20 protein-coding genes are annotated in these 23,030 nt (G+C 35.4%); 9 read left to right on the top strand and 11 right to left on the bottom strand.

Features of this window, described 5'->3' with window-relative positions; genetic code table 11:
* Positions 1-4: 4 nt before the first annotated feature.
* The 5 genes from ACN1CN_RS04015 to ACN1CN_RS03995 form a co-directional block, all read right to left on the bottom strand.
* A complete protein-coding gene (locus tag ACN1CN_RS04015) occupies positions 5-1,315 on the bottom strand; it encodes a DUF389 domain-containing protein (RefSeq protein ID WP_419134764.1) in 1,311 nt (436 codons plus the stop codon).
* 205 nt (positions 1,316-1,520) lie between these two features.
* Complete coding sequence (locus tag ACN1CN_RS04010) at positions 1,521-2,294, bottom strand: carboxypeptidase-like regulatory domain-containing protein (RefSeq protein ID WP_419134731.1); 774 nt, start codon at positions 2,292-2,294, stop codon at positions 1,521-1,523.
* A gap of 206 nt (positions 2,295-2,500) precedes the next feature.
* Positions 2,501-4,411 (bottom strand): DEAD/DEAH box helicase, encoded by a 1,911-nt coding sequence (locus ACN1CN_RS04005; protein ID WP_291287588.1) that lies wholly within the window; start codon positions 4,409-4,411, stop codon positions 2,501-2,503.
* Between the two features lie 204 nt (positions 4,412-4,615).
* Positions 4,616-5,194, bottom strand: a complete 579-nt coding sequence (locus ACN1CN_RS04000; protein WP_419134730.1) for a non-canonical purine NTP diphosphatase — start codon at positions 5,192-5,194, stop codon at positions 4,616-4,618.
* On the bottom strand, positions 5,160-5,564 hold the full coding sequence (locus ACN1CN_RS03995; protein ID WP_419134729.1) for a DUF2809 domain-containing protein: 405 nt from the start codon (positions 5,562-5,564) through the stop codon (positions 5,160-5,162). Before ACN1CN_RS03995 ends, ACN1CN_RS04000 begins: the two co-directional genes overlap by 35 nt.
* Before the next feature lie 176 nt (positions 5,565-5,740).
* Between ACN1CN_RS03995 and ACN1CN_RS03990 the strand changes: the two genes are divergently transcribed.
* Positions 5,741-6,145, top strand: a complete 405-nt coding sequence (locus ACN1CN_RS03990) for a hypothetical protein (RefSeq protein ID WP_264523402.1) — start codon at positions 5,741-5,743, stop codon at positions 6,143-6,145.
* Between the two features lie 41 nt (positions 6,146-6,186).
* Here ACN1CN_RS03990 and ACN1CN_RS03985 read toward each other — a convergent pair whose 3' ends face one another.
* The 3 genes from ACN1CN_RS03985 to ACN1CN_RS03975 form a co-directional block, all read right to left on the bottom strand.
* Complete coding sequence (locus ACN1CN_RS03985; protein ID WP_264523403.1) at positions 6,187-6,660, bottom strand: hypothetical protein; 474 nt, start codon at positions 6,658-6,660, stop codon at positions 6,187-6,189.
* 119 nt (positions 6,661-6,779) lie between these two features.
* Complete coding sequence (locus tag ACN1CN_RS03980) at positions 6,780-8,291, bottom strand: FMN-binding glutamate synthase family protein (RefSeq protein WP_264523404.1); 1,512 nt, start codon at positions 8,289-8,291, stop codon at positions 6,780-6,782.
* A gap of 33 nt (positions 8,292-8,324) precedes the next feature.
* Positions 8,325-9,119, bottom strand: coding sequence for an NYN domain-containing protein (locus ACN1CN_RS03975; protein ID WP_291287594.1), 795 nt, complete (start codon positions 9,117-9,119; stop codon positions 8,325-8,327).
* A 288-nt stretch (positions 9,120-9,407) separates the two neighbouring features.
* Between ACN1CN_RS03975 and ACN1CN_RS03970 the strand changes: the two genes are divergently transcribed.
* Positions 9,408-10,667, top strand: a complete 1,260-nt coding sequence (locus ACN1CN_RS03970) for an aminotransferase class I/II-fold pyridoxal phosphate-dependent enzyme (RefSeq protein WP_264523406.1) — start codon at positions 9,408-9,410, stop codon at positions 10,665-10,667.
* Positions 10,668-10,783: 116 nt separating this feature from the next.
* Entirely contained in the window at positions 10,784-11,266 is a 483-nt protein-coding gene (locus ACN1CN_RS03965; RefSeq protein ID WP_419134728.1) for a hypothetical protein, read from the top strand.
* A 95-nt stretch (positions 11,267-11,361) separates the two neighbouring features.
* Here the strand turns inward: ACN1CN_RS03965 and ACN1CN_RS03960 are convergent, their stop codons facing one another.
* The 3 genes from ACN1CN_RS03960 to ACN1CN_RS03950 form a co-directional block, all read right to left on the bottom strand.
* Complete coding sequence (locus ACN1CN_RS03960) at positions 11,362-12,480, bottom strand: GTP cyclohydrolase (protein ID WP_419134727.1); 1,119 nt, start codon at positions 12,478-12,480, stop codon at positions 11,362-11,364.
* Between the two features lie 126 nt (positions 12,481-12,606).
* Positions 12,607-13,155 carry a hypothetical protein gene (locus tag ACN1CN_RS03955; RefSeq protein WP_419134726.1) on the bottom strand — a complete coding sequence of 183 codons (549 nt, stop codon included), beginning with the start codon at positions 13,153-13,155 and terminating at the stop codon, positions 12,607-12,609.
* 437 nt (positions 13,156-13,592) lie between these two features.
* Positions 13,593-14,570 (bottom strand): transporter, encoded by a 978-nt coding sequence (locus ACN1CN_RS03950; protein ID WP_419134725.1) that lies wholly within the window; start codon positions 14,568-14,570, stop codon positions 13,593-13,595.
* Positions 14,571-14,659: 89 nt separating this feature from the next.
* On the opposite strand from ACN1CN_RS03950, the gene ACN1CN_RS03945 reads away from it, so the two are divergent.
* The 6 genes from ACN1CN_RS03945 to ACN1CN_RS03920 all read left to right on the top strand — a co-directional run bounded on the left by ACN1CN_RS03945 (position 14,660) and on the right by ACN1CN_RS03920 (position 22,973).
* On the top strand, positions 14,660-14,980 hold the full coding sequence (locus ACN1CN_RS03945; protein ID WP_264523411.1) for a DUF4834 family protein: 321 nt from the start codon (positions 14,660-14,662) through the stop codon (positions 14,978-14,980).
* Between the two features lie 51 nt (positions 14,981-15,031).
* Complete coding sequence (locus tag ACN1CN_RS03940; RefSeq protein ID WP_419134724.1) at positions 15,032-17,458, top strand: YfhO family protein; 2,427 nt, start codon at positions 15,032-15,034, stop codon at positions 17,456-17,458.
* A 363-nt stretch (positions 17,459-17,821) separates the two neighbouring features.
* Positions 17,822-19,111, top strand: a complete 1,290-nt coding sequence (locus ACN1CN_RS03935) for a glycosyltransferase family 4 protein (protein ID WP_419134723.1) — start codon at positions 17,822-17,824, stop codon at positions 19,109-19,111.
* An 81-nt stretch (positions 19,112-19,192) separates the two neighbouring features.
* Positions 19,193-20,662 (top strand): lipopolysaccharide biosynthesis protein, encoded by a 1,470-nt coding sequence (locus tag ACN1CN_RS03930; protein WP_419134722.1) that lies wholly within the window; start codon positions 19,193-19,195, stop codon positions 20,660-20,662.
* Between the two features lie 96 nt (positions 20,663-20,758).
* A complete protein-coding gene (locus ACN1CN_RS03925; RefSeq protein WP_419134721.1) occupies positions 20,759-22,411 on the top strand; it encodes a mechanosensitive ion channel family protein in 1,653 nt (550 codons plus the stop codon).
* A gap of 313 nt (positions 22,412-22,724) precedes the next feature.
* Positions 22,725-22,973, top strand: coding sequence for a hypothetical protein (locus ACN1CN_RS03920; RefSeq protein WP_264523416.1), 249 nt, complete (start codon positions 22,725-22,727; stop codon positions 22,971-22,973).
* The last annotated feature ends 57 nt before the right edge of the window (positions 22,974-23,030 follow it).

The raw sequence follows: 23,030 nt of genomic DNA, 5'->3' as shown, positions 1-23,030 counted from the left end.
TTTATTAGTTGTTTTGCTGATATACTTCAACAGAATCTTTTGCAAGTCGCTCTTTTAGCCATAATTTCATTTTTTGTTTGGTTTCTAAATCGACTTTTTTCTTGCTTTGAAATAAAATTACGGGGATTATCTTTGATTTATTAGATTCTCCTTCAATATTATAATTTCCAATTTTTAAGGAACTAATAGCGGGGAAAAGTATTTTAGCTTCGTTATTGATCTGCGTTGTGTTGAATTGGTATTGTTCTAATTGACTTCGAAGTGTATTAATTAAGATATCTTTCTGATCAACCACACTTTGATTGCTGTTAATTTGATTCATAATGTCTTTTCTTAAATTAACAGTATCCTGTCTGATAATCAATTCGGTGTTAGGCAGGTCGTAATTGCTCAGTTTTTTGTTTAAATCAATAATTTCTTCATCGTTGAATTTTTTGGCTAAAAAAGCCAGTTCAATTCTTTTGGGAGTAGTGTTGTATTTGATTTTCTTGTAAATAATAGGGTAGTCCTTATCGAGAAATTCGTTTTGTATAAAAATTTCGGTTCTGGAAGTATAGCTTTTTTGAACGTACAATTGATAGGCAAAATAGATGCTCGGTACAATTAATAGCAAGATAAGTAGTGTAATGCCATATTTTACTCTCTTCTGCAGGTGTAAATCCAATTGTTTGGTAACGGGATAGTTTAAGAATTTTACGATCACAAAAGTCGCAATACAAATAAATACGCAATTGATTGTATAAAGATAAAGCGCACCAAAAAAGTAGGTATAATTTCCCAGTGCCAGTCCGTAACCGGCTGTGCAAAGCGGCGGCATAAGCGCGGTTGCAATTGCTACCCCCGGAATCGGATTTCCTTTCTCGACTCTGGTAACGGCAATTACACCTACTAAACCGCCAAAAAAGGCAATTAAAATGTCGTAAATATTGGGAGAAGTTCGGGCTAATAACTCAGACTGGGCTTCTTTGAACGGACTGATGTAAAAATAAATCGCCGAGGTTGTTAAGCTCACTACTGTTGCAATCAACAGGTTTTTCATTGATTTTTTCAGAAGCTCAAAATCATACATCCCTAAACCAAAACCCGCACCCACAATAGGGCCCATTAAAGGAGAAATAAGCATAGCACCTATGATAACGGCCGTAGAGTTTACATTTAAGCCTACAGAGGCGATAATAATGGCGCAGGCAAGAATCCAGATGTTGGATCCTCTAAAGGATATGGCACTGGTTATGTTTTCTATTACCGATTTTTTATTTTCTTCTCCTTTTTGGAGATCAATAAAATTTAGGATTTTCTGTGTAATATCAGTCATGGTATTGGTGGTGTTATATTTTGGAAACTGAATTCTCAAGAGTAGTAAGCTGTCTAATTTAGTCAAAAAAAATGTCAAACGCTACATTTTATGCTAAGTATTGAAATGTAGAGTAGGGTTGCAACCTTGTTATTTCAAAAAAAGCGAAAAAAAATCCCCAACCTTTCGGATTGAGGATTTGTATATTTTGATTTAAAAGTAGAGTTTAATTCCTTTTTAGTACTTTATATTGTTCGTAACATCCGCTAATAGCGTCCATAATCTGTAAATCATTTGCGGTTTGTATAAAAGAGTCTGAATAGTTACAGCGTTGCAGGATTTCAGGGATTTCGTCTTTACTAATGCCTAAAAGTACAGAGACAGTTTCACGATCGTATTTTGATTCCAGTAAATTACGAACGGTATCGTCCTTTCGCATTTCTTTCAGTTTCTTGAGTTCTTTTCCATTTTTTCCAAAGAAATTGTAAAGCATATCGGCAGGGTTAAAAATAGAACCCAGGACTTTTCCAAAGGCATTTGGTGAGTATTCACCCGCTTCGTAACCTTGTGTAAGGCCTGAAATACTATAGCGATAATTTTCTTTGGTTGGAATTAATTTTGAATCGACCTCAAGATAGCCTGTCAGGTTAAAAGGAGCAATAATTACTTCTTCCAGTGCAATTGCTTTTTCGGTCAGCTGAATGCGGGTTACTTTGTTTTTAATCCAGTCATTGGTTACTCTGATTCTTAAAGATTGAAAACCTAAAATAGAGAAGTGAATGGTGTCATTAAGCTGAACATCGATTTCAAAATATCCTTTGGCATCAGACTTTGCACCGCGTACTTTGTTGGTGTTGATGATATTTACATTAGGAAGAGGCTGTTTGGTATTGTCGTTGATTACGTAACCTGAAACTCTCTGTGGTGCTGTAGACTCGGCGTCTTGTGCGAAACCAACGGCTGATAGTATTGTAAAAAAGAAAACTGCGAAATATTTCATATCCTGATTTAAAGCACTAAAAGTAGTGAATCGGGATTAAATATTTTGCAGTCTTTGAATATAATTATAAGAAAATTAACAAAGCAAAAAGGATTGCTTTTAGGATTTAACTAAAAAGAGCTAAGGAGAAAGATTCCTCGTATAAAAAAATCCCAAATTCCAATTATGTCTGGAATTTGGGATTTATATTTTAAGAAATCAAAGTATTAATCTCTTCTTGGTCTTCTTGGTCTTGGTGAATCACCAAAGCTTTCAGAACGTCTTGGAGCTCTGTCTGAGCTGCCTTCGTTTCTTGGAGCTGAGCTTCTGAAACCACCTTCTCTTCTTGGAGCAGAGTTTCTGTCGCTTCTGAAACCACCTTCTCTAGGAGCTGAGTTTCTGTCGCTTCTGAATCCACCGCCAGAACCTTCACGTCTTGGAGCAAAGCTTCCTTCTCTTCTTGGTCCGCCAGAGCTACGTCCGCCACCACTGCGTCCGTTATGGTCACGTCTTCCGCCACCATCATTTTTAGAAATTTCAACATTAATACGACGTCCTTCTAATTGTACGTTGTTTAATACTTCCATTACTTTATCTGTGTGCTCAGGGTCTGTGTTAAAGAAAGAGAAACCTTCTTTTACATCTACCTTGAAAACGTCATCACGACCTAAGTCTAATGTTTCTTTTAAGTAATCTTTAAGAGACATCCAATCGAAATTATCTCTTGAACCGATGTTTACAAAATAACGAACTGCTCCGTTGTTATTGAATTCTCTTGGTTCAGAATCGTTTCTGTCGCGTCTTTCTCCTGAAGCTTGAGAAGAAATATCTCTGTTCTTTTTGTAGTAAGCGATGAAACGGTTAAATTCAACTGAAACCATTTTCTTAATCAGTTCTTCTTTAGATAAACCTTCAAGAACATTGTTGATTGCTGGTAAATAGTTGTCAATTTCGTGATCAACTTCAGTATCTTTAATTTTGTTTGCTAAGTGCAACAATTGAATTTCGCAGATTTCAATTCCGGATGGAATAGATTTTTCTTCGAATTTTTGCTTGATGATTCTTTCGATAGAAGAAATTTTACGCAACTCACTTTTTGTAACAATTACAATAGAAGTTCCTAATTTTCCTGCTCTACCTGTACGACCTGAACGGTGGTTGTAGGTTTCGATTTCATCCGGCAATTGGTAGTTCACAACGTGTGTTACGTTGTCAACGTCAATACCACGTGCAGCAACGTCAGTAGCAACAAGCATCTGAATTTGTCTTCCACGGAAAGATTTCATTACACCATCACGTTGCGCCTGAGATAAATCTCCGTGTAAGGCAGCAGCGCTGTATCCATCTTCAATTAATTTTTCGGCTACAGCCTGAGTATCTCTTTTAGTACGACAGAAAACCACAGAGAAAATATCCGGGTTTGCATCGGCTAAACGTTTCAAAGCTTCATAACGGTCACGTGCATTTACTAAGTAAAATTCGTGAGAAACCGTTGCTGAACCTGAATTTTTTGTTCCAACTGTAATTTCTACAGGTTCGCTCATAAATTGTTTTGCAATTCTGGCAACCTCTTGTGGCATAGTTGCAGAGAACAACCATGTGCTTTTTTCATCTGGAGTATCTGATAAGATCGCGCAGATATCGTCATAAAATCCCATGTTTAACATTTCGTCAGCCTCATCAAGCACACAGTAATCTATGTTTTTAATGTTAACCAATCCTCTGTTAATCATGTCTTGCATTCTTCCCGGAGTAGCCACAATAATTTGTGCCCCTCTTTTTATTTCTCTGGCTTGCTCTGTAATACTAGCCCCGCCGTAAACTGCTACAACATTAATACCTTTCTCGTATTTTGCGTAGTTTTTAAGTTCGTTGGTAATCTGTAAACAAAGTTCTCGTGTTGGCGATAAAACTAATGCCTGTGTATTTCTGTTGTCAGCATCAATTTTTTGAATTAGCGGAAAACCGAAAGCTGCCGTTTTCCCTGTCCCTGTCTGAGCCAACGCAACCATATCTGTGTCTTTTTCCAATAATAGGGGAATCGCCTTTTCCTGTACCTCTGACGGATTTTCAAATCCTAGATCTAAAATCGCCTTCAGTAACGATTCATTCAATCCTAATTGTTCAAATTTATTCATATGTGTATTTAAAATAGGGTGCAAAATTACTGTTAATTATTCAGATAAACTAATGCTCTTTTAAGAATTATGTATTTGTTATGATTTGATTATCAAAAAGTTATGTTTAATGTAAAATCATTTTTATCGGAAATCGAAGAATTTTCAAAAAAAAAACGTCGTGAAATATCAATTTTGTACTCTAAAATGTTGTATTTTAAACAATTATTTGGCTGAACTCAGAAAATCAATTAGTTGCTGAGTTGCTTTTCCGCGATGACCTATTTTATTTTTGATTTCTAAGGGTAATTCGGCAAATGTCTGGGTATAATTTTCAGGCTGAAAAATCGGATCATAGCCAAAACCCTGATCTCCGGTTTTTTCCAAAGTAATAGTCCCTTTTACGATTCCGGTAAACAAATGCTGTTCTCCGTTTAAGTTTAAGGTAATAACGGTCTTGAACTGGGCGCTGCGGTCCGACTGGTCTTTTAAGGCATCTAATAGCTTATTCATATTGTCATCGGCATTGCGTTGTCTGCCGGCATATCGGGCAGAATATACGCCAGGTTCACCATTTAAAGCAGTAACCTCCAGACCCGAATCGTCTGCAAAACAATCGTAACCGTATTTTTGGGTTACGTAATTAGCTTTCAAAATGGCATTTCCTTCAATCGTATTTGCCGTTTCTTCTATTTCTTCAAAACAGCCAATATCTTCAAGGCTCACTATTTTTATGCTTTCAGGGAGAATACTTTGTATTTCTTTGATTTTATTTTTGTTGTTTGATGCGAAAACGAGTTTCATAAGTAGTATAATTTAAGGTAAATTTTTCGACAATAAAAGCAATTGCAATTCCTACGGTATAGGCAAGAAGATCACTCCATAAAAAACCTTGTCCCAGTACATATCTGCCAAAGAGTGTTTTTCTAAGCGCGATAATCCAATCTGCCTGATAAAGCTGAAAAAATTCTATGCTGTAGCAAATAGTCAATGAAAGAAGTACTGCAGTAGTGATTTTTTGGTTTAAAAACAGGATTCTGACTAATAAATACATCATTATGGCGTACAAGGCATCTCCGAAGCATAATGGAATTACTGCAATTTTCCTGGAGAGAATTCCACAGCAAACGACACAAAGAAACAGGAATAGGTAATGGATTCTTCGTTTTTTCAATTTTATTATTGCTTTTTTTAGTAAAACAAAGATAAGAATATGGAGTTCAAATAACAGCGATTTGATGCAATTGAAAGCTAAAAAGGGATTTTCTTTTCAGTTTTAAAAAATAAGAAGATTATTAGTATCTTGAGGCAGTTTTAGAATTTAAAGAATTGTAAAAAAGAAAGATTGTGATGAAAAAAATAATACCAACTTTGTTTGCTGTAGTTGTACTGATGTCATTGGTTAGTTGTAAAAATACCAAGCAAAAACTTCAGGAGTATGTGATTACCTATAATACTAGTACGGCTAAGAATTTTCATAAAGAAAACATAACGCTTACTACCGCAAGAGGTTATATGGAAGATGGTAAAATTGAATTAAGGTTTGAAACCAATCTGGAACAAAACGAATCTAATAAAGGAGCCGCCGCTGCATCGTTTCCAAAACTACTGAAAGAAATGATAAAGGAAAATCAGATTCCTCAGGAATTGGTAGAAGAAGGAGTAAAATTTGATACTTATTTCCTGGCCGATGATAATACGGTTTTGGCAAAAGAGGTTATAAATAAAGAAGCCCTTCCGAACTTGTTAAAATAATAACAATAAGGGATAGGGCTTTTTTTTGCTTTAGTACAATATTAAAGGTACATTAAATATACCCTGATTTTGCTATTGTCGTAGTTGTACGTACCGTCTTCATTTCTTGGGCCAAGAACAGCTGGAAGATTGACTTCAAAGGTCCAGCTTGCTCCAAGTGTTAATCCGTTAACGGCACGAATTTGCGTTCCTCCTGAGGATAAGGCAAAATGGAAGAAACCGCTTGAGTTTATGCGGTAAAAGCCAATGGCGGTTCCTGCAGGAATTATTTCGCCTGTCCACTCTCGCTGTGTGGTGAATTTCTCCACCCAATTTTTACCTGTAATGGTTTCCATCTCGCGGAGTGAAATTTTTGTGGGATTTAGTAAATACTGAACGTATGCAACGGTTTCGTAGCAAACACCATTAATGTATTCAGAAACATTTTTAAATCCATGAATAAGATCATTTGCCAGATTTGCTCTTTGATGGTGATCAAGCATTTCTATGCGATATCCTTTGGGTGTTAATAGCATGATTAAATTGTTTAGTTAGGTTAAAAGATTAGCGATTTATCTTAATGGTTAAATAAATCAATAACTATACAAATGTAATAAAAAAGCTATGTATTGGTTTTTATTTTATAGGTAAATTTTTAATGTTTTGTTACATTTGTTAAATTGTCCGGGAAATAGTTGTCGGATAAATTGCCAAATTCGTCACCACGCATGAAAATATTGATGTCGACCTCGCTGAAACTTTTTTTACCTGCTGCAGCTAAAAGTTCGTTGGCAGAGTGTAATGTGTTTTTGTGAAAATGGTACACACGATCAGATTTATCGGTGACAACCAAACCTTTCATCAGCATTTTGTTTTGAGTGGCTACTCCGGTTGGACATTCGTTATTATGACAACGCAATGCCTGAATACAGCCCAAAGAAAACATAAAGCCACGCGCGCTGTTACACATATCAGCACCCAGAGCCACCGCATGTAAAATAGAGTATCCCGAAATGATCTTTCCGCTTCCAATAATGCGAATCTTATCACGGATGTTTAAACCGATTAATGTTTTGTTTACAAATATCAGGGCAGGCTCAAACGGCATTCCTACACCATCGGCAAATTCCAGCGGAGCAGCTCCAGTACCGCCTTCGGCACCGTCTACTGTGATAAAATCAGGGAAAATATTTTCGGCGATCATTTCGTGACAGATGGCTTCAAATTCGGCTGTATTTCCGATACACAATTTAAAACCAATAGGTTTTCCATTGGATAACTCACGCAATTGGGCAATAAAATGAATAAGACCTTTGCTGTCTGAAAAAGCGTGGTGTCCGGGAGGAGACAGGATCATTGTGTGAGGTTCAACCCCTCTGATTTTGGCAATTTGCTCTGTGTTTTTTCTCGCTGGAAGTACTCCGCCATGACCTGGTTTTGCACCTTGTGAAAGTTTAATTTCGATCATTTTTACATTGGGAAGATTGGCTTTTTCTGAAAATTTTTCAGGACTAAAGTTACCTTCAGTATCCCGACAGCCAAAATACCCAGTACCAATTTGCCATGTAATGTCGCCACCTCCGGCAAGGTGAAATTCGGTTAAACCGCCTTCTCCGGTATTTTGATAGAAATTTCCTTTTTGAGCACCAATGTTTATGGCACGAACGGCATTTTCGCTTAGAGATCCAAAACTCATTGCCGATACATTAAATAAAGAGGCCAGATAAGGTTGCTTACAATCTTTGCCACCTACTAAAACACGAGGTAGCTCTTCGTTGACTTTTGCAGGAAAAATAGAATGTTTTATTCCTTCGTAACTGTCGTGATTGAGGTTTTGTTGTGTTCCAAAGGGAGTACTTGAGTCAATATTTTTGGCTCTTTGGTAGACTAAAGAACGCTGATTTCTGGAAAATGGTTTTCCATCCGTTGAGCGCTCAATGAAATACTGTTGGATTTCGGGTGCAATCATCTCAAATAAATACCTGAAATAACCCAAAACCGGAAAGTTTCTTAAAATGGCATGCTTCTTTTGGGTGGCATTGTAAACACCCACCACTAATAATATAGGTAAAATAATTACCAGTAAAAAACCTCGTTTCGTGTAAAGATAAATTGCTAAAACAATTAGAAACAATAAGAATCCATAGATGAAGAATTTTTTTCTCATGTTTACCAGTATTTAAAAAGTAATAATTTGTAGTTAATTGAAGCGCAGACGTACATAAACATGTTTAATGCCCTTTTTGTCCGATTCTCTTTCGTCGATTTCGAGAATATGCGTTAATGATTTTAACATAGGAGTAAGTTTAGAAAAACCGTAATTTCGGGGATCGAATTCAGGTTTTTTCTTTACAATAAGGTTTCCGACATCTCCTAAAAATGCCCAGCCATCATCGTCTTCAATATCTTCGATGGTAGCCTCGATAAGCTCGATTGTTTGTTCGTCAATTTTATGAAGTGCTTTTGCAGCAGGTTTTTCAACAGGCTTTTCGGCCGGTTTTTTAGTGTCGGTTGTAGCAGTAGCTTTGGGTTTCTTCTTCTGAATAGCGCCGTCCAGAACTTCAATGTAGATGAATCTGTCGCAGGCTACAATAAAAGAATTTGGCGTTTTCTTTTCTCCAATACCGATTACTTTCATTCCTGATTCTCGCAGGCGTATGGCGAGACGTGTAAAATCGCTGTCGCTGGAAACAATGCAAAAACCGTCTAGTTTTCCGGAATAAAGTAAATCCATCGCATCGATTATAAGAGCAGAATCAGAAGAGTTTTTTCCAACGGTATAACTGTATTGCTGTATAGGGGTGATGGCGTGTTCGAGTAAAACAGCTTTCCAGCCGTTAGAATTTGGTTTTGTCCAGTCAGCATAAATACGTTTAGTGGTTGGTGTTCCAAACTTTGCAATTTCTTCCATCATTCCTTTTACATTACTGTAAGGTACATTGTCGGCATCAATAAGAACGGCTAGTTTTAGATCTTTTGAAGTGCTTAAAGCCATTATTTTGGTTTTAGAATTTGTAATTCATTTTTTAAAATGCTCTTTAAAATTAGTAAAAATAAAATGATTTGGGCTTTTTTCGCTGAATTTATAACTGGTATAAATTGCAGTATTTTTGAATCACAGGCTTGTTTATTAGGAAAAGTAGTATGTGTTTGATAGTTTTGTGGTGAAAAATTGTCAAAGAACAATTTTGGTCATAATCATTTTTAAATTATTATGATAGCACAGAATAAATATTTATTTTTGCACCCTGTATAAAATAAAAATAGTACTACACAATATATTATGGTAAAAGATTTATTCGAAAGAATTCAGGACAATAAAGGACCATTAGGGAAATGGGCTTCTCAGGCAGAAGGTTATTATGTTTTCCCGAAGTTAGAAGGAGAGTTGGGACCAAGAATGACATTTCACGGAAAAAATATTCTAAACTGGAGTTTAAATGATTACCTGGGTTTAGCGAATCATCCAGAAGTTCGTCAGGCAGATACAGATGCTGCAATTCAGTTTGGAGCTGCTTACCCAATGGGAGCTCGTATGATGTCAGGACATACAAAATACCACGAACAGTTAGAAGAAGAATTGGCTGCTTTTGTAATGAAAGAATCAGCTTATTTATTGAATTTTGGATACCAGGGAATGGTTTCTATTATAGATGCATTGGTTACTAAAAACGACATCATTGTTTATGATGTTGATTCTCATGCCTGTATCATTGATGGTGTTCGTTTGCACATGGGGAAACGTTTTACTTACAAGCACAATGATCTTGAAAGTATGGAGAAAAACCTGCAACGTGCTACAAAAATGGCTGAGGAAACAGGTGGAGGTATTTTATTTATTACCGAAGGTGTTTTTGGAATGCGCGGGCAACAAGGAAAATTGAAAGAAATTGTTGCAATGAAACAAAAATACAATTTCCGTTTGTTAGTAGATGATGCACACGGTTTTGGTACACTTGGTAAAACAGGAGCCGGAGCAGGTGAGGAGCAAGGAGTTCAGGACGATATTGATGTTTACTTCTCGACTTTTGCAAAATCTATGGCTAATATCGGAGCTTTTGTAGCGGCAGATAAAACCGTAATTGATTACTTAAAATACAACTTGCGTTCGCAAATGTTTGCTAAAGCATTACCAATGATCCAGACAATTGGTTCATTGAAACGTTTGGAATTGTTACGTAATTCATCTGAAATCAAAGATAAACTTTGGGAGAATGTAAACGCATTGCAAAACGGTTTAAGAGAAAAAGGATTTAATATTGGAGATACCAATACCTGTATCACTCCGGTTTACCTGGAAGGAAGTATTCCTGAAGCTATGGTAATGGTGAATGATTTAAGAGAGAATTATGGTATTTTCCTTTCTATTGTGGTATATCCGGTAATTCCAAAAGGGATTATTTTGTTAAGAATGATTCCAACAGCTTCTCATACATTAGCAGATATCGATGAAACCTTAACTGCTTTTGAAGCGATTCGTGAGAAATTAGTTAACGGAACTTATAAAGAAATTGCGGAGCGTACTACAGTTGATGTTTCGTAAACTTTAAAGAAATAAATTCCTGATATGGGAATTATATAAAAAAATCCATTCGTTATACGAGTGGATTTTTTTTATTTGGGGTACTTTTATGATTCAAAATCAGTAAAATAAGAGTTATGAAAAAAGTAATAGTAATATCCATGATAATGTTCGCTGTTTTTATTTCCTGCAAGAAAACGACCGATACCGATCCGGTACAAATTGCACCAAGTCCGCCAAAAGAAGCTGAAGTTGTTGAACCGGCGGGAGATCAGTGTTATGCTTCAAGAACCCAAAATAGCGTTACCGAGATGAGTTTTAATGTAAATTCTCATCAGGAAGTAAATGGGAAATTGAGTTATAACCTATCAGGGAAAGATAAAAACGAAGGGACTTTGATTGGAAATATGAAAGGAGATACATTAATTGCAGATTATACCTTCATGTCTGAAGGCGTTTCCTCTGTCAGAGAAGTTGCGTTTTTGAAAAAGGACGGAACTTTTATAGAAGGCTACGGAGATGTAATGGAAGCAAATGGAAAGTTTTCTTTTAAAGATAAAAAACAATTAAAATTTGATCAGAAAAACGTCCTGACAAAAGTAGATTGTAAGGTAGAGTAAGTTCTACTAGCATTAATAAAAAAATCCATTCGTTATTGCGAATGGATTTTTTTATTGCGGTAAAACGGTTCGCTTTTGTAGAAGCGGAACGTTATTTAAAGATATTTTAAATACGTTTTTCTCTGGCAGTGCACTTTTGGGTCAAAGTTTTTCCAAAGTAAATGTATGGCTGTATTATCCGCTAGTTCAGGAGTTCTGATGCAGTTCTGAATTCCTTTTTCGGAAAAAGTTTTATAGTATTCGTCAAAAATAATAGCAGTAACTCCTTTGTTTTGATACTCCGGATGAACTCCGATCAGGTAAAAAACGACATCCTTGCTTTTTTTACGGGCTCTCAGTAAATGAATAAAACCAAACGGAAATAGTTTTCCTTTTGCTTTTTGTAAAGCCTGAGAGAAGCTAGGCATTACAATACTAAAGGCAACTAGATTATCTTCCTTGTCAACCACAAATTTGATGTACTCCGGGTTGATAAAACTGATGTATTTTTTTTTGAAGTATTCCTTCTGAACATCCGAAATCGCTACAAACGAAGCCAATTTGGCGTACGAATCATTAAACAAATCAAACATTTTGTCTACGTGCGGCATAATGTCTTTTGTTTTGGTAAAAGTCAGTGCGCGTAAACCATATCTTTTTTTGATGAGCTCCTGTGCTTTAAGGAAGAATTCAGGTTTTACGTTTGAAAAAGGAAAGATGCTTTCGAGGTACTCTTTTTCAACCTGAAAACCCAATTGTTCAAAATGTGTGACATAATAGGGGTGGTTGTACCAGGTAATCATGGTTCCCAACTGATCATAACCGTCCGTTAGGACTCCTACTTTGTCTAAATTCGAAAACCCCATTGGTCCTTCAACGTGTTCCAGATTATGTTGTCTCCCTAATTCATACACTTTATCAAGCAGGGCTTTTGTAACTTCAATATCATCGATTGCATCAAACCATCCAAAACGAACTTTTCTTTTCTGCTGGTCATTCACTTCCGACCAATTGATAATGGCAGTAACGCGTCCTACAATCTCATTGCCTTTATAAGCCAGATAAAAATAGGCTTCGGCGTTTTCAAAAGCAGGGTTTTTAGTTTTGTCAAAAGATTCCAGTTCATCTGCAATAATAGGCGGAACCCAATAAGGATTGTCTTTGTAGAGTGAAAACGGAAATTTGATATAGTCGGTTAGTTCCTTTTTGGTTATGGCTTCTTTAATTGTAATCATTAAGATTTTCTTTGTTAAGAATGTTGCTTTAAATTAGATCGTGTCATTTAAGAAACGAATATAGCCATCTTTGATTTAACAAAAAAGAATTGTGTGAAAAAAGCCCTGATTAATGGGTTTGGGAAGTCATTTGAAAGTGTAACCAATACGGAGGTGAAGGTCGGCAGCAGTGTCTGAAAAATTTTTATCCAGATAGAATCTACGCCCAATTCCAATGCCTAGTTCATAATTGAAATTACTATTTCCAATATTTCGCCTAATTCCCCATTTAGGGATTATAGCAACTTGGTTGGGAACAAAGACATTGTCATAATTTGAAATAACAAACCAATTAGGATGGTAGTCAATCCCTAAAGTAACGAAATTAGCGCTATTATTTGATTTTTTATTTTTAGCATTCCGTTTATTGATGTTGTAATACCATCTTGGTTCCAGAGTGATTGCGGGAGTTAATACATATTCTGTTTTGCAGCCGGAGCACGCGTAAAAACCACCATCAAAACCAATTTCGCTTCGTAAACTTATTTGATTGAGTAGTCGATGTTCATGATTGAACCATATTCCCAGAAAGCCGGTTTGTAGGTTATAAATGTCTTTTTCTACTCCTGTATTTTGCGACGCTACAGACAAACAGCTAATAAGCAGTACCAGTAAAGTGTAATTTATTTTCGTCATGATTATTTAAATATTATTCGCAACGAGATACCAAAACCAGTGAGCTTTGTAGTAGCTAATGCTAATGTAAACAGGGTAGATAAGAATTTTAATCTACCCCAATTGAGTGGCTTATAAGTTTTCATAGTGCAGATATTAATTCTGCTTCAAATATAATATTTTATTTACAATAAAATTATAAAATATACTTTTTTTCTTACTTTTTAATAATGTCCAGATTTTGTTTTAAAAAAATAGGCAAACGAGGTAAGTTCGGTATATAATAATTTACCTAAGCTAATAGGAGGAAGAGTTTGTTTGTAGTTTAGAAAGATGGTAGTATGCCAAAAGTGCTTAGGTCAACTATTTGATCTAAGCACTTTTGCTGTGGTAAAACTTGAAAATGGAATACTACAAAACTAAGGATAATTTTGTATCAATAACGACGCGAATTTGAATTATTCGTATTTCGATTTGCGTTTTCGTTCTTTCGCCTGGTAATCTATTTCTCTTTGCTCCATTTTGTTGTCTTTATTCTTTTTGGCTCTTTCCTCTCGTTTAGACTGCAGTTGATTTTCTTTATAACTTCCGTCATAACGCCAGGAAACACCAACTCCTCCATAAAATATAGAAGGTGTGTTCTTGAAATTGGTACTTACAGAGGCATCAACCTGAAGGTTCGGATTAATAAGGTAAGCTGCTCCGCCACGTACAATGGCGTCGCTGTAAAAATCACTTTTATAACCCTGATTTTCGACAAAACCGGACCATTTATCATTAAATCCGCGTGTAAGTGTCAATACATAGCCGTAGCTCGGGTAGTCTGTTGAAATATAATCGGCAATAATATTGGTTACAAAAACCCATTTTCCGCCACCAAAAAGATTTTGAGTGATCAACATCACTTTTGGAGAAATGCTCGATTGCGGAGAAAAAGAATAAGGATTGTCAGCACCCACAAAATTAGCTCCTGCAAAAACAGAAACGGCAGGGATTAACTCGTGCCAGTTAAAGCTGTGATTGGCTTTGTAACTGTAGATGTTGGCTTCTTTCTTATAATTTTTATAGGGATCGTAAATCAGATATTTGGCTCCTAAAACCGTTTGTCTGAAATTGTTTTTCTTGTAGCTCGTATAGGGAGTGTCAAAATTCTCCATTTGGTATTGCAAATCGACAATAAACTCCAGTTTCTCTAAAAAAGCCCCGTAACGAAGCGTCAGATCGGTACCAAAACCACTTGCATCATAATCGAGCAGATTGTGTTTTTCTTTGATGCCATATACACCAAGTTCTGCCTGTATAACTGATTTTCCAACCGCATAAGCAGACATCGTTTCACCCGGACGGTTTGAGTTGATGACGTCAGTATACTGCGCGAAAAATAATTGTGGGAATAAACAAAGAGCTGCAATAAAAAAGTTTTTATTTTTTAACATACACGTGTTTTTGAATTAAAAAGTAATAACGCATTTCAAATGTACTATATTTTATTATTTATTTAAGATTGATATTTTAATTTTAAACAATGGATTTATTAATTTTGGAAAAAAATTATATGATCATGCAAGAAGCATCTTTTGTAAATCTGTTTAAAACGATAATGTGGATCATTGCGTTTTATTATATTTTTAAATTTTTAGCACGAATCTTTTTACCGGTATTGGTGAAGAAAGCAGTGGAAAAAGCTGGGGAGAATTTTCAGAGACAACAACAATATAGTCAGGATAATACATGGCAAAAAACACGTACGAACAATGATGAAATTATTATCGATACAGCCAATGTAAAAAAATCCCGCGAAACCAAAAAGGTTGGCGACTATGTTGATTACGAAGAAATAGATTAAATTTGTGACCTAGATTTATAGGATTCATCATTTAACCCAAACCAGCCTAAATTGAAAATAGTAAATAAGTTCTATCCGCATGCCCTTGTTATCCTGGGCTTTATCCTCATTTCTTTAATTTATTTTTATCCAGTTTTACAAGGAAAACAAATTTTCCAGTCGGATATTGCTCAATATACCGGAATGGCTAAAGAGCAAAACGATTTTAGAGCAGCAGAACATGCTGAACCTTATTGGACCAATTCTGCGTTTGGAGGTATGCCAACCTATCAGTTAGGAGCTAATTATCCAAATGATTTTGTAGGGAAATTAGACGATGCTTTGCGTTTTCTGCCTCGTCCTGCCGATTACTTATTTCTGTATTTCTTAGGATTTTACGGTTTGCTGTTAGTTTTAAAAACAGATCCCTTAAAAGCATTTATCGGGGCGCTTGCCTTTGGTTTTTCGACTTATTTAATTATCATTCTTGGCGTTGGACATAATGCAAAAGCGCATGCTATTGCTTATATGCCGCTTGTTATTGCCGGATTTATAATGGTTTTTCAGAAAAAGTACATATGGGGAGGTTTGCTCACCATGTTTGCGGTTGCATTAGAAGTTAATGCCAACCACTTTCAAATGACTTATTATTTATTGATCTTCTTATTGATCCTTTCTGCTTATTTTGCGTTTACTTTCATTAAAGAAAAAGAATTTAAACCGCTTTTAACCGCAATGGGGGTTTTGGCTGTGGCCGGAATTTTTGCTATTGGTGCCAATGCCACTAATTTGTTGGCAACCAGCGAATATGCTAAGTTTAGTACCCGTAGTAACAGCGAATTGACCTTTAATCCTGACGGTTCTAAAAAGACTAATGAAAATGCTTTGAGCCGTGAATATATTACGGAGTACAGTTACGGAATTGCAGAGAGTTTCAACCTAATCGCGCCAAGACTTTTTGGTGGTTCTAATCATGAAAATGTAGGGACAGACAGCCGTATGTATTCGTTTATGATAGAGCAGGGAGTACCTTCTGAACAAGCACAGGATTTTGTGTCCGGAATGCCAACGTATTGGGGAGATCAGCCTATTGTTGCGGCACCTGCCTATATTGGAGTTGTGGTTTTCTTTTTGGCCGTTTTAGCGCTGTTTATTGATGATCGAAAAATAAAATACGTATTTCTTACCGGTGCATTATTTTCATTAGTACTTTCCTGGGGGAAAAACTTTTCGTTTTTGACAGACTTTTTTATCGATTACGTTCCAATGTATGATAAGTTTAGAGCAGTGTCATCTATTCAGGTTATTCTTGAGTTGTGTTTCCCTGTTTTGGCTGTTATGGGATTACAATCGTTTTTTAAAGCCAAAGAAGAGCCTAAATTGCAACAAAAAGCACTGGTACAAACGGGAGTTTTTGGATTAGGCGTTATTGTGATTTTAGTTTTCGCTAAAAGCATGTTTCATTTTACAGGAAGCAGTGATAATTATTTCTTAGAAAGTTACGGACCTGCTTTTGTAGATGCTTTGAAAGAAGACAGAAAGAGTTTGTATTCTGCCGATTTATTGAGATCAGGCTTTTTTATAGTAGTTACTTTTGGAATCTTGTGGTTGTTCATCAAGAATAAATTAGCTCAAAATACAACTTTGATTATCGTTGGTCTTTTAATGATTTTTGACTTGTTTTTTGTGGATAAAAAATATGTTTCGGCTAAAGATTTTGTGAGTCCGGTACAAATTGCAGCGCCATTTCAGGAAACACCATCTGATGCTCAGATTTTAAAAGATACGACACATTATAGGGTTTTTGAAGTAAACGGTAACATGTCTAGTGCACGTGCTTCTTACTTCCACCATTCGTTGGGAGGATATCATGCTGCAAAACCAAGAAGAATACAGCAGTTATTTGACTATCAGATTGCCAAAAACAATGTCGAAGTTTTAGACATGTTAAATGTAAAATATATCATTCAAACGGATAAAGAAGGAAAAGAATTCCCGACAATAAATCCAAACGCAAACGGAAATGCGTGGTTTGTAAGTACTGTAAAATTAGTAAACAAGCCGGATGATGTAATGAAAGCCCTGGATCATATTGATACTAAAACGGTGGCAGTTTTCAATGTTCACGAACATGAAAGTAAATTTGAAAATGCCCGAATGAAAAAGCAATGGGATACCACAGGAACCATTCAGGTAGTGCAGTACAAACCTAATTATATCAAGTATAAATCGAATAACGGAAAAGACGGTTTGGCTGTTTTTTCTGAGATCTATTACAAAAATGGGTGGAATGCCTATATTGATGGCCAATTGACCAATCACTTTCCGGTTGATTATGTTTTGAGAGCCATGGAAATTCCGGGTGGTCAACATACAATCGAATTTAAATTTGAACCTGAGGTTGTAAAAACAGGAAGCAGAATTGCATTGGCAAGTTCAATTGGAATCTTACTGCTTTTAATTGCAGGAATTTATTTCGAAAGAAAGAAGTCAAAGTAATCAGTACCTCATTTAAGAATGTTTTCGAAAACTACTAAAGTTATTGTTTTCATTTTATTAGATTTAGCGGTATTTGTTTTCTGCGGTATTTTTATGATGGGATATGATGACTTTTATGAGGAAAGTCAAGGTGAATACTTTAGTTTATCAAGTATGGAAACTAAATTTAAAGTAGTCTGGATTTTTTTAAGTTTTTGGCAAGTCTTAAATTGTTTTCTTTTGCTTTATATTTTATTTAAGGCATATAGGAATTTGTTTTAAGATAATCTTACTTTAATAACGGAGATACGCTAAAATAATTAAAAGATCTTTGTGAGACTTGGTGAAAACTTGGTGAAACTCTGTGAAACCGAAAAAAAATTAATGGAACAAAAAAAACTCTTAATCATTACTTATTATTTTCCACCGGCTGGAGGCCCTGGTGTACAGCGTTGGTTAAAATTTGTAAAGTACTTACCGGAATTTGGTGTTCAGCCAATTGTTTATGTTCCTGAAAATCCAACTTATCCAATTGTAGATGAAGGATTGGTAAGTCAGATTTCGGATAAAGTAATAGTTCTTAAAAATAAAATATGGGAGCCTTATCAACTGGCTTCTGTTTTTTCGAAGAATAAAACCAAGAAAATTAGTTCCGGAATCTTTCCGCACAAGAAAAAACAAACCTTCTTAGATAAAACCTTTCTTTGGGTAAGAGGGAATTTATTTATTCCGGATGCCCGTGTTTTCTGGGTAAAACCTTCTGTGGCTTATCTCGAAAAATACATCAAAGAAAATAATATAGATACCATTGTCACTTCGGGGCCACCGCACAGTTTGCATTTAATAGGTTTGGAATTGAAAGAAAAACTAAATGTAAAATGGTTTGCTGATTTCCGCGACCCCTGGACTACAATTGGATACCACAAGGCATTGCGCTTGTCTGATTATGCCGCTAAAAAACATAAAAATCTCGAGCATAAAGTGCTGAATAGTGCTGATAACATTATTGTTACCAGTAAAACTACGAAAACAGAGTTTGAAGCCATCACCAATAAGCCAATTTCGGTGATTACAAACGGTTATGATATCGAAAATGTGGAGAAACAGACTTTGGATGTCAAGTTTACTTTGGCACACATTGGATCTTTTCTATCCGATAGAAACCCTCGATTTTTATGGGAATGTCTGGTAGAATTGCTTCAGGAAATTCCGGATTTTAAAACACATTTAGAAATTAAACTGATCGGAGCAGTTAGTCAGGAAGTATTAGATGCTATTGGGGAGTTTAATTTGAATGCTTATCTGAATCTTTTGGGATATGTTTCGCATCATGAGGCAATTGCTCATCAAAAGAAATCACAGGTTTTGCTTTTAATCGAGATTAATTCGGAAGACACTAAAAGTATAATTCCGGGTAAATTATTCGAATATATGGTGTCTAACCGCCCAATAGTAGCCATAGGGCCTCAGGGTTCCGATTTTGCCGATATTATAAAAGAAACGAATACAGGAGTATTTTTTGACTATTCTGAAAAAGCGAAGTTAAAAAGTGTACTTTTGGACTTTTATAATCAGTTTCTGGAGGGTAAGTTACAGGCTAACGGTGTTGGTTTGCAACAATATTCCAGAAAAAATCTAACAAAACAGTTAGCGGAGCTGGTTAATAAGTTATAAATTATGTGTTGGTGGTTGTGAATTTGGGGCTAAATTTCGATAAACAATCCGCAATCTAAAATCTGCAATCAAAAATTTACAATGGGTATTGTTTTAAATCAGTCTTTTAAAAATACAATTATCACTTACATAGGTTTCGGTATTGGAGCCATTAATACACTTTATTTGTATCCTGTTTTTTTGGGTGCAACTTATTATGGCTTAACTAATTATGTGACTTCTTGTGCCAATGTGATTATGCCTTTATTTGCGATTGGAATGCAAAATACCTTGGTTAAATTTTATTCGCAATACCAAACGGAGGAAGAAAAATCCCGTTTTCTATCCTTTACGGTTTTGTTTCCTCTGCTATTAATAATTCCACTTTTACTGATAGGTCTTGTTTTTTATGATGAGATTCTGTTCTTTTTGTCAAAAAAGAATGCAATTGTAAGAAGTTATATTTGGTTAATACCTTTTATCGGATTGTGTATGGCCTATTTTGAAATTTTTTATGCCTGGTTGCGGGTAAACATGCATTCTGTTTTTGGAAACTTTGTAAAGGAAGTGGGCTTACGATTGTTTTCATTATTTCTATTAATAGGTGTTTATTACAATTGGCTTAGCGTGGAAGGTTTTGTGTATGCGACAGCAATTTTATATTTTTTAGCATTCCTGATAACCATGCTGTATGCATTTAGTATTCAGAAACCAACTTTTCAGTTTACAATACCAGCAAATACAAAAGATATATTGGTATATACTTTTTATATTATCTTATCCGGAAGTGTTGCCAATTTGCTTTTGGATGGCGATAAAATGATCTTAAATCAATATATGCAGATTGAAAACATTGCTTTCTATTCTGTTGCTACCTATATTGCTTTGGTTATTTCGGTTCCAAGCCGTGCCATGCATCAGATTGTATACCCCATTACGGCAAAATTAATGCATGATAACAAACATGATGAGTTGAATCAGCTTTACAAAAAAACGTCGATAAACCTGCAGATTGTGGGTGGTTTTGTAATGCTTTGCATATTTGTAAATATCGGTCAGTTATACGAGTTGGTTCCAAAAGAATACAGTGGTGGAATTGCAGTTGTATTTATGATAGGCTTGTCTAAATACTTTGATTTAATTTTAGGAAACAATAATGCGATTATTTTTAATACTAAATATTACCGTATGGTATTGTATTTAGGATTAATGCTGGTTGCGTTGACCGTAATTTTAAACATGATCTTTATTCCAATTTTTGGAATCTTCGGATCTGCTTTTGCGACTTTATTATCGATTACTTTATATAGTCTGGCAAAACTGCTTTTTGTGGTTAAAAGGCTTCATTTGTATCCTTTTACTATCCAGACAATATATTCGATGTTAATTACATTTGCATTATTTTTATTGTTTTACTTTTGGGAGTTTCCTTTTTATCAATTGATTAGTATTGCATTGAAATCAATTTTAGTAACCATTTTATATGTTTATTTAAATTATAAGTTTGCGATCTCTCCTGAGATCAATAAAGTAATCGATACTATTTTGAAAAAGATAGGAATAAAAATGTAATGTGATTTTTACAGAGAAAGCAAAAGTAATTTACAATTGAAGCTGTTTTGTTTTTATATTTGTTAGAAAGGTTAACCAACTTATTGCTGACAGTATATGAAAAATAAAATACTTTGTTTTTTAACAGTTTTTATTACTTTGTTTTCTTCACTGGCTTTTGCTCAGAAAGACAGTTCTCAAACCCCCAAAATAGCCGTTAAGGAAGTAAAACCGAAAGGTTATCCTGTAAAACCTTTTAAAGACACACTTTTTTATGTGTACAATAAAGTAGGTTCTTTTTCGCCCGAAAGCAGGGCAAATGCCATTACAGAGAAAATAAAGAAGCTGTACGAAGATTCTTTTTTTGTAGCAGATTCTATTGCCCTTGTGCCTTCAGATATTTCTCAGGATATCTTCTACAATAATGATTTTGTAATCATGTCTGTTTTAGATGTGGATGGAAAAGCTGAAAATCAAACAGCAGATTTTATCGCAAAGCGAAATTTAAATCTGATAAAAAGAGCTATTGTGTATCAGAACGACAATTATTCGATGCTTCCAAAAAGGCTTGGATATACGGCACTGCTGGTTTTGATTATTGGTTTTGTGTTGTACTTTGTCGGCAAAATCTTCAACAGAGTAAAACTGTACATTCTAAAAAATAGCGACCGGTATTTTAAAGGTTTCAAGTACAATAGTATCAGTATTCTTTCGCCTCAAAAGCAACAGTTTTTGCTGATGCGATTGTATGGTGTTATTAAAGCCATTACGCTGATTTTAATCGTATACCTTTCGTTGCCCTTATTGTTTAGTATTTTCCCCGCTACAGAAGCTTATACGACGACCTTGTTGCGTTGGATTCTTTCGCCGGCAAAACTTGCGGTTATGGGCTTTGTTGGCTTCCTGCCAAGTTTAGTTACCATTGTTGTTATTCTAATCATTTTTAAATATGCGATAAGAGTGATCAAATTCTTTTTTGATGAAATTAAAAAAGAGAATATTAAAATTGATGGTTTCTATAGTGACTGGGCAATGCCGACTTTTAATATCATTCGTTTTTTAATGCTGGCTTTTATGCTGGTTGTCATATTTCCGTATTTACCGGGTTCGGATTCTCCTATATTCAAAGGGGTTTCGGTTTTTGTGGGGATTTTATTTTCTTTGGGATCCTCCAATGCCATTGCCAATATGGTTGCAGGATTAGTGATTACCTATATGCGTCCGTTTAAAATTGGAGATTTTATTAAGATTGGTGATGTGAGTGGGGAAGTGATTGAGAAAACAGCTTTGGTCACCCGTGTCAGAACACCTAAATTTGAGGATATTACGATTCCTAATGCGACCGTTTTGTCGAGTACTTCTACCAACTTTTCGGCCAATACCAAAGAGGTAAATAACGGATTGTTAATTCATACAACCGTTACAATTGGTTATGATGTTCCGTGGAAAGACATTTACAAAGCACTGATCGAAGCGGCTTTAAAAACAGATATGACAGAGCAGACGCCGGCTCCTTTTGTCCTGCAAACCAGTCTGGACGATTTTTATGTTTCGTACCAGATTAATGTCTATACCAAAATGCCTACGAAACAACCTCTTATTTACTCCTCCCTGCATCAAAACATTCAGGACACCTTTAACGCTGCCGGAATCGAAATCATGTCTCCGCATTACAACGCACTCCGAGACGGGAATACCACAACAATTCCGGAGAGTTACCTGAAGAAGGATTATGAAACGCCCTCTTTTAAAGTTAAGAACGAAAAATAGAGAATATGGAGAGTTCGAGGTAAGAGATTGATACTCTGTGAGTAGTCTTAAAATTTTAACAGTTTTTCATTTTGTGGTTAATTTTATAAAATTTAACTTTAGCTAAGAATATGACAACACTTTGCGTTATAAGTTAATGATATCGGACTGATGACAATAAAAGTGTACTTTGCGGTGTTTAATAAATTAGAATGCTTTTTTGAGAATTTATAATTTGTGGAGTAATTGTAGTAGAATTTGGATTAATTTTTAACGGATTATTATGAAGAACGGTCGACTCAGCCAAGAACAAAGTTTGCAAGTATTTTCTAATATGATATCAAACAAAATTCATAATGGATTTACACTGGAAGAACGAAATGATGAATTGCTTTTTGCTGTTCTTACCAAAGGTGGAAAAGTGGTAAATCATAGTTTAAATTTTATGATCTTTTGCCTGACTCTGGGATTGTGGTCATTTGCATGGCTTTATCTGACAATAGAAGCCTCTAAGCAGAAAAAAGTACTGGTTGCCATCGATGAGGATGGTTTTCCTTTTGAAGAAAAATGTTTAGTGGCATAGTAACTTAAAACGAAATAAAAAAAATCCAAATCCCAATACAAGTAGCCGTATTGGGAT

The organism is Flavobacterium sp. T12S277 (assembly GCF_048514875.1).
Lineage (GTDB): Bacteria > Bacteroidota > Bacteroidia > Flavobacteriales > Flavobacteriaceae > Flavobacterium.
This window is presented reverse-complemented; position numbering and strand designations above follow the sequence as displayed.

Coding starts and splice junctions, on each gene's coding strand:
- ACN1CN_RS03920 (WP_264523416.1), top strand. CDS start 22,725: ATGATATCAAACAAAATTCATAATGGATTTACACTGGAAGAACGAAAT.
- ACN1CN_RS03945 (WP_264523411.1), top strand. CDS start 14,660: ATGGATTTATTAATTTTGGAAAAAAATTATATGATCATGCAAGAAGCA.
- ACN1CN_RS03955 (WP_419134726.1), bottom strand. CDS start 13,155: ATGACGAAAATAAATTACACTTTACTGGTACTGCTTATTAGCTGTTTG.
- ACN1CN_RS04010 (WP_419134731.1), bottom strand. CDS start 2,294: ATGAAATATTTCGCAGTTTTCTTTTTTACAATACTATCAGCCGTTGGT.
- ACN1CN_RS04015 (WP_419134764.1), bottom strand. CDS start 1,315: ATGACTGATATTACACAGAAAATCCTAAATTTTATTGATCTCCAAAAA.
- ACN1CN_RS04000 (WP_419134730.1), bottom strand. CDS start 5,194: ATGAAACTCGTTTTCGCATCAAACAACAAAAATAAAATCAAAGAAATA.
- ACN1CN_RS03965 (WP_419134728.1), top strand. CDS start 10,784: ATGAAAAAAGTAATAGTAATATCCATGATAATGTTCGCTGTTTTTATT.
- ACN1CN_RS03960 (WP_419134727.1), bottom strand. CDS start 12,480: ATGATTACAATTAAAGAAGCCATAACCAAAAAGGAACTAACCGACTAT.
- ACN1CN_RS03925 (WP_419134721.1), top strand. CDS start 20,759: ATGAAAAATAAAATACTTTGTTTTTTAACAGTTTTTATTACTTTGTTT.
- ACN1CN_RS03970 (WP_264523406.1), top strand. CDS start 9,408: ATGGTAAAAGATTTATTCGAAAGAATTCAGGACAATAAAGGACCATTA.
- ACN1CN_RS03985 (WP_264523403.1), bottom strand. CDS start 6,660: ATGCTATTAACACCCAAAGGATATCGCATAGAAATGCTTGATCACCAT.
- ACN1CN_RS03980 (WP_264523404.1), bottom strand. CDS start 8,291: ATGAGAAAAAAATTCTTCATCTATGGATTCTTATTGTTTCTAATTGTT.
- ACN1CN_RS03930 (WP_419134722.1), top strand. CDS start 19,193: ATGGGTATTGTTTTAAATCAGTCTTTTAAAAATACAATTATCACTTAC.
- ACN1CN_RS03990 (WP_264523402.1), top strand. CDS start 5,741: ATGAAAAAAATAATACCAACTTTGTTTGCTGTAGTTGTACTGATGTCA.
- ACN1CN_RS04005 (WP_291287588.1), bottom strand. CDS start 4,411: ATGAATAAATTTGAACAATTAGGATTGAATGAATCGTTACTGAAGGCG.
- ACN1CN_RS03935 (WP_419134723.1), top strand. CDS start 17,822: ATGGAACAAAAAAAACTCTTAATCATTACTTATTATTTTCCACCGGCT.
- ACN1CN_RS03950 (WP_419134725.1), bottom strand. CDS start 14,570: ATGTTAAAAAATAAAAACTTTTTTATTGCAGCTCTTTGTTTATTCCCA.
- ACN1CN_RS03975 (WP_291287594.1), bottom strand. CDS start 9,119: ATGGCTTTAAGCACTTCAAAAGATCTAAAACTAGCCGTTCTTATTGAT.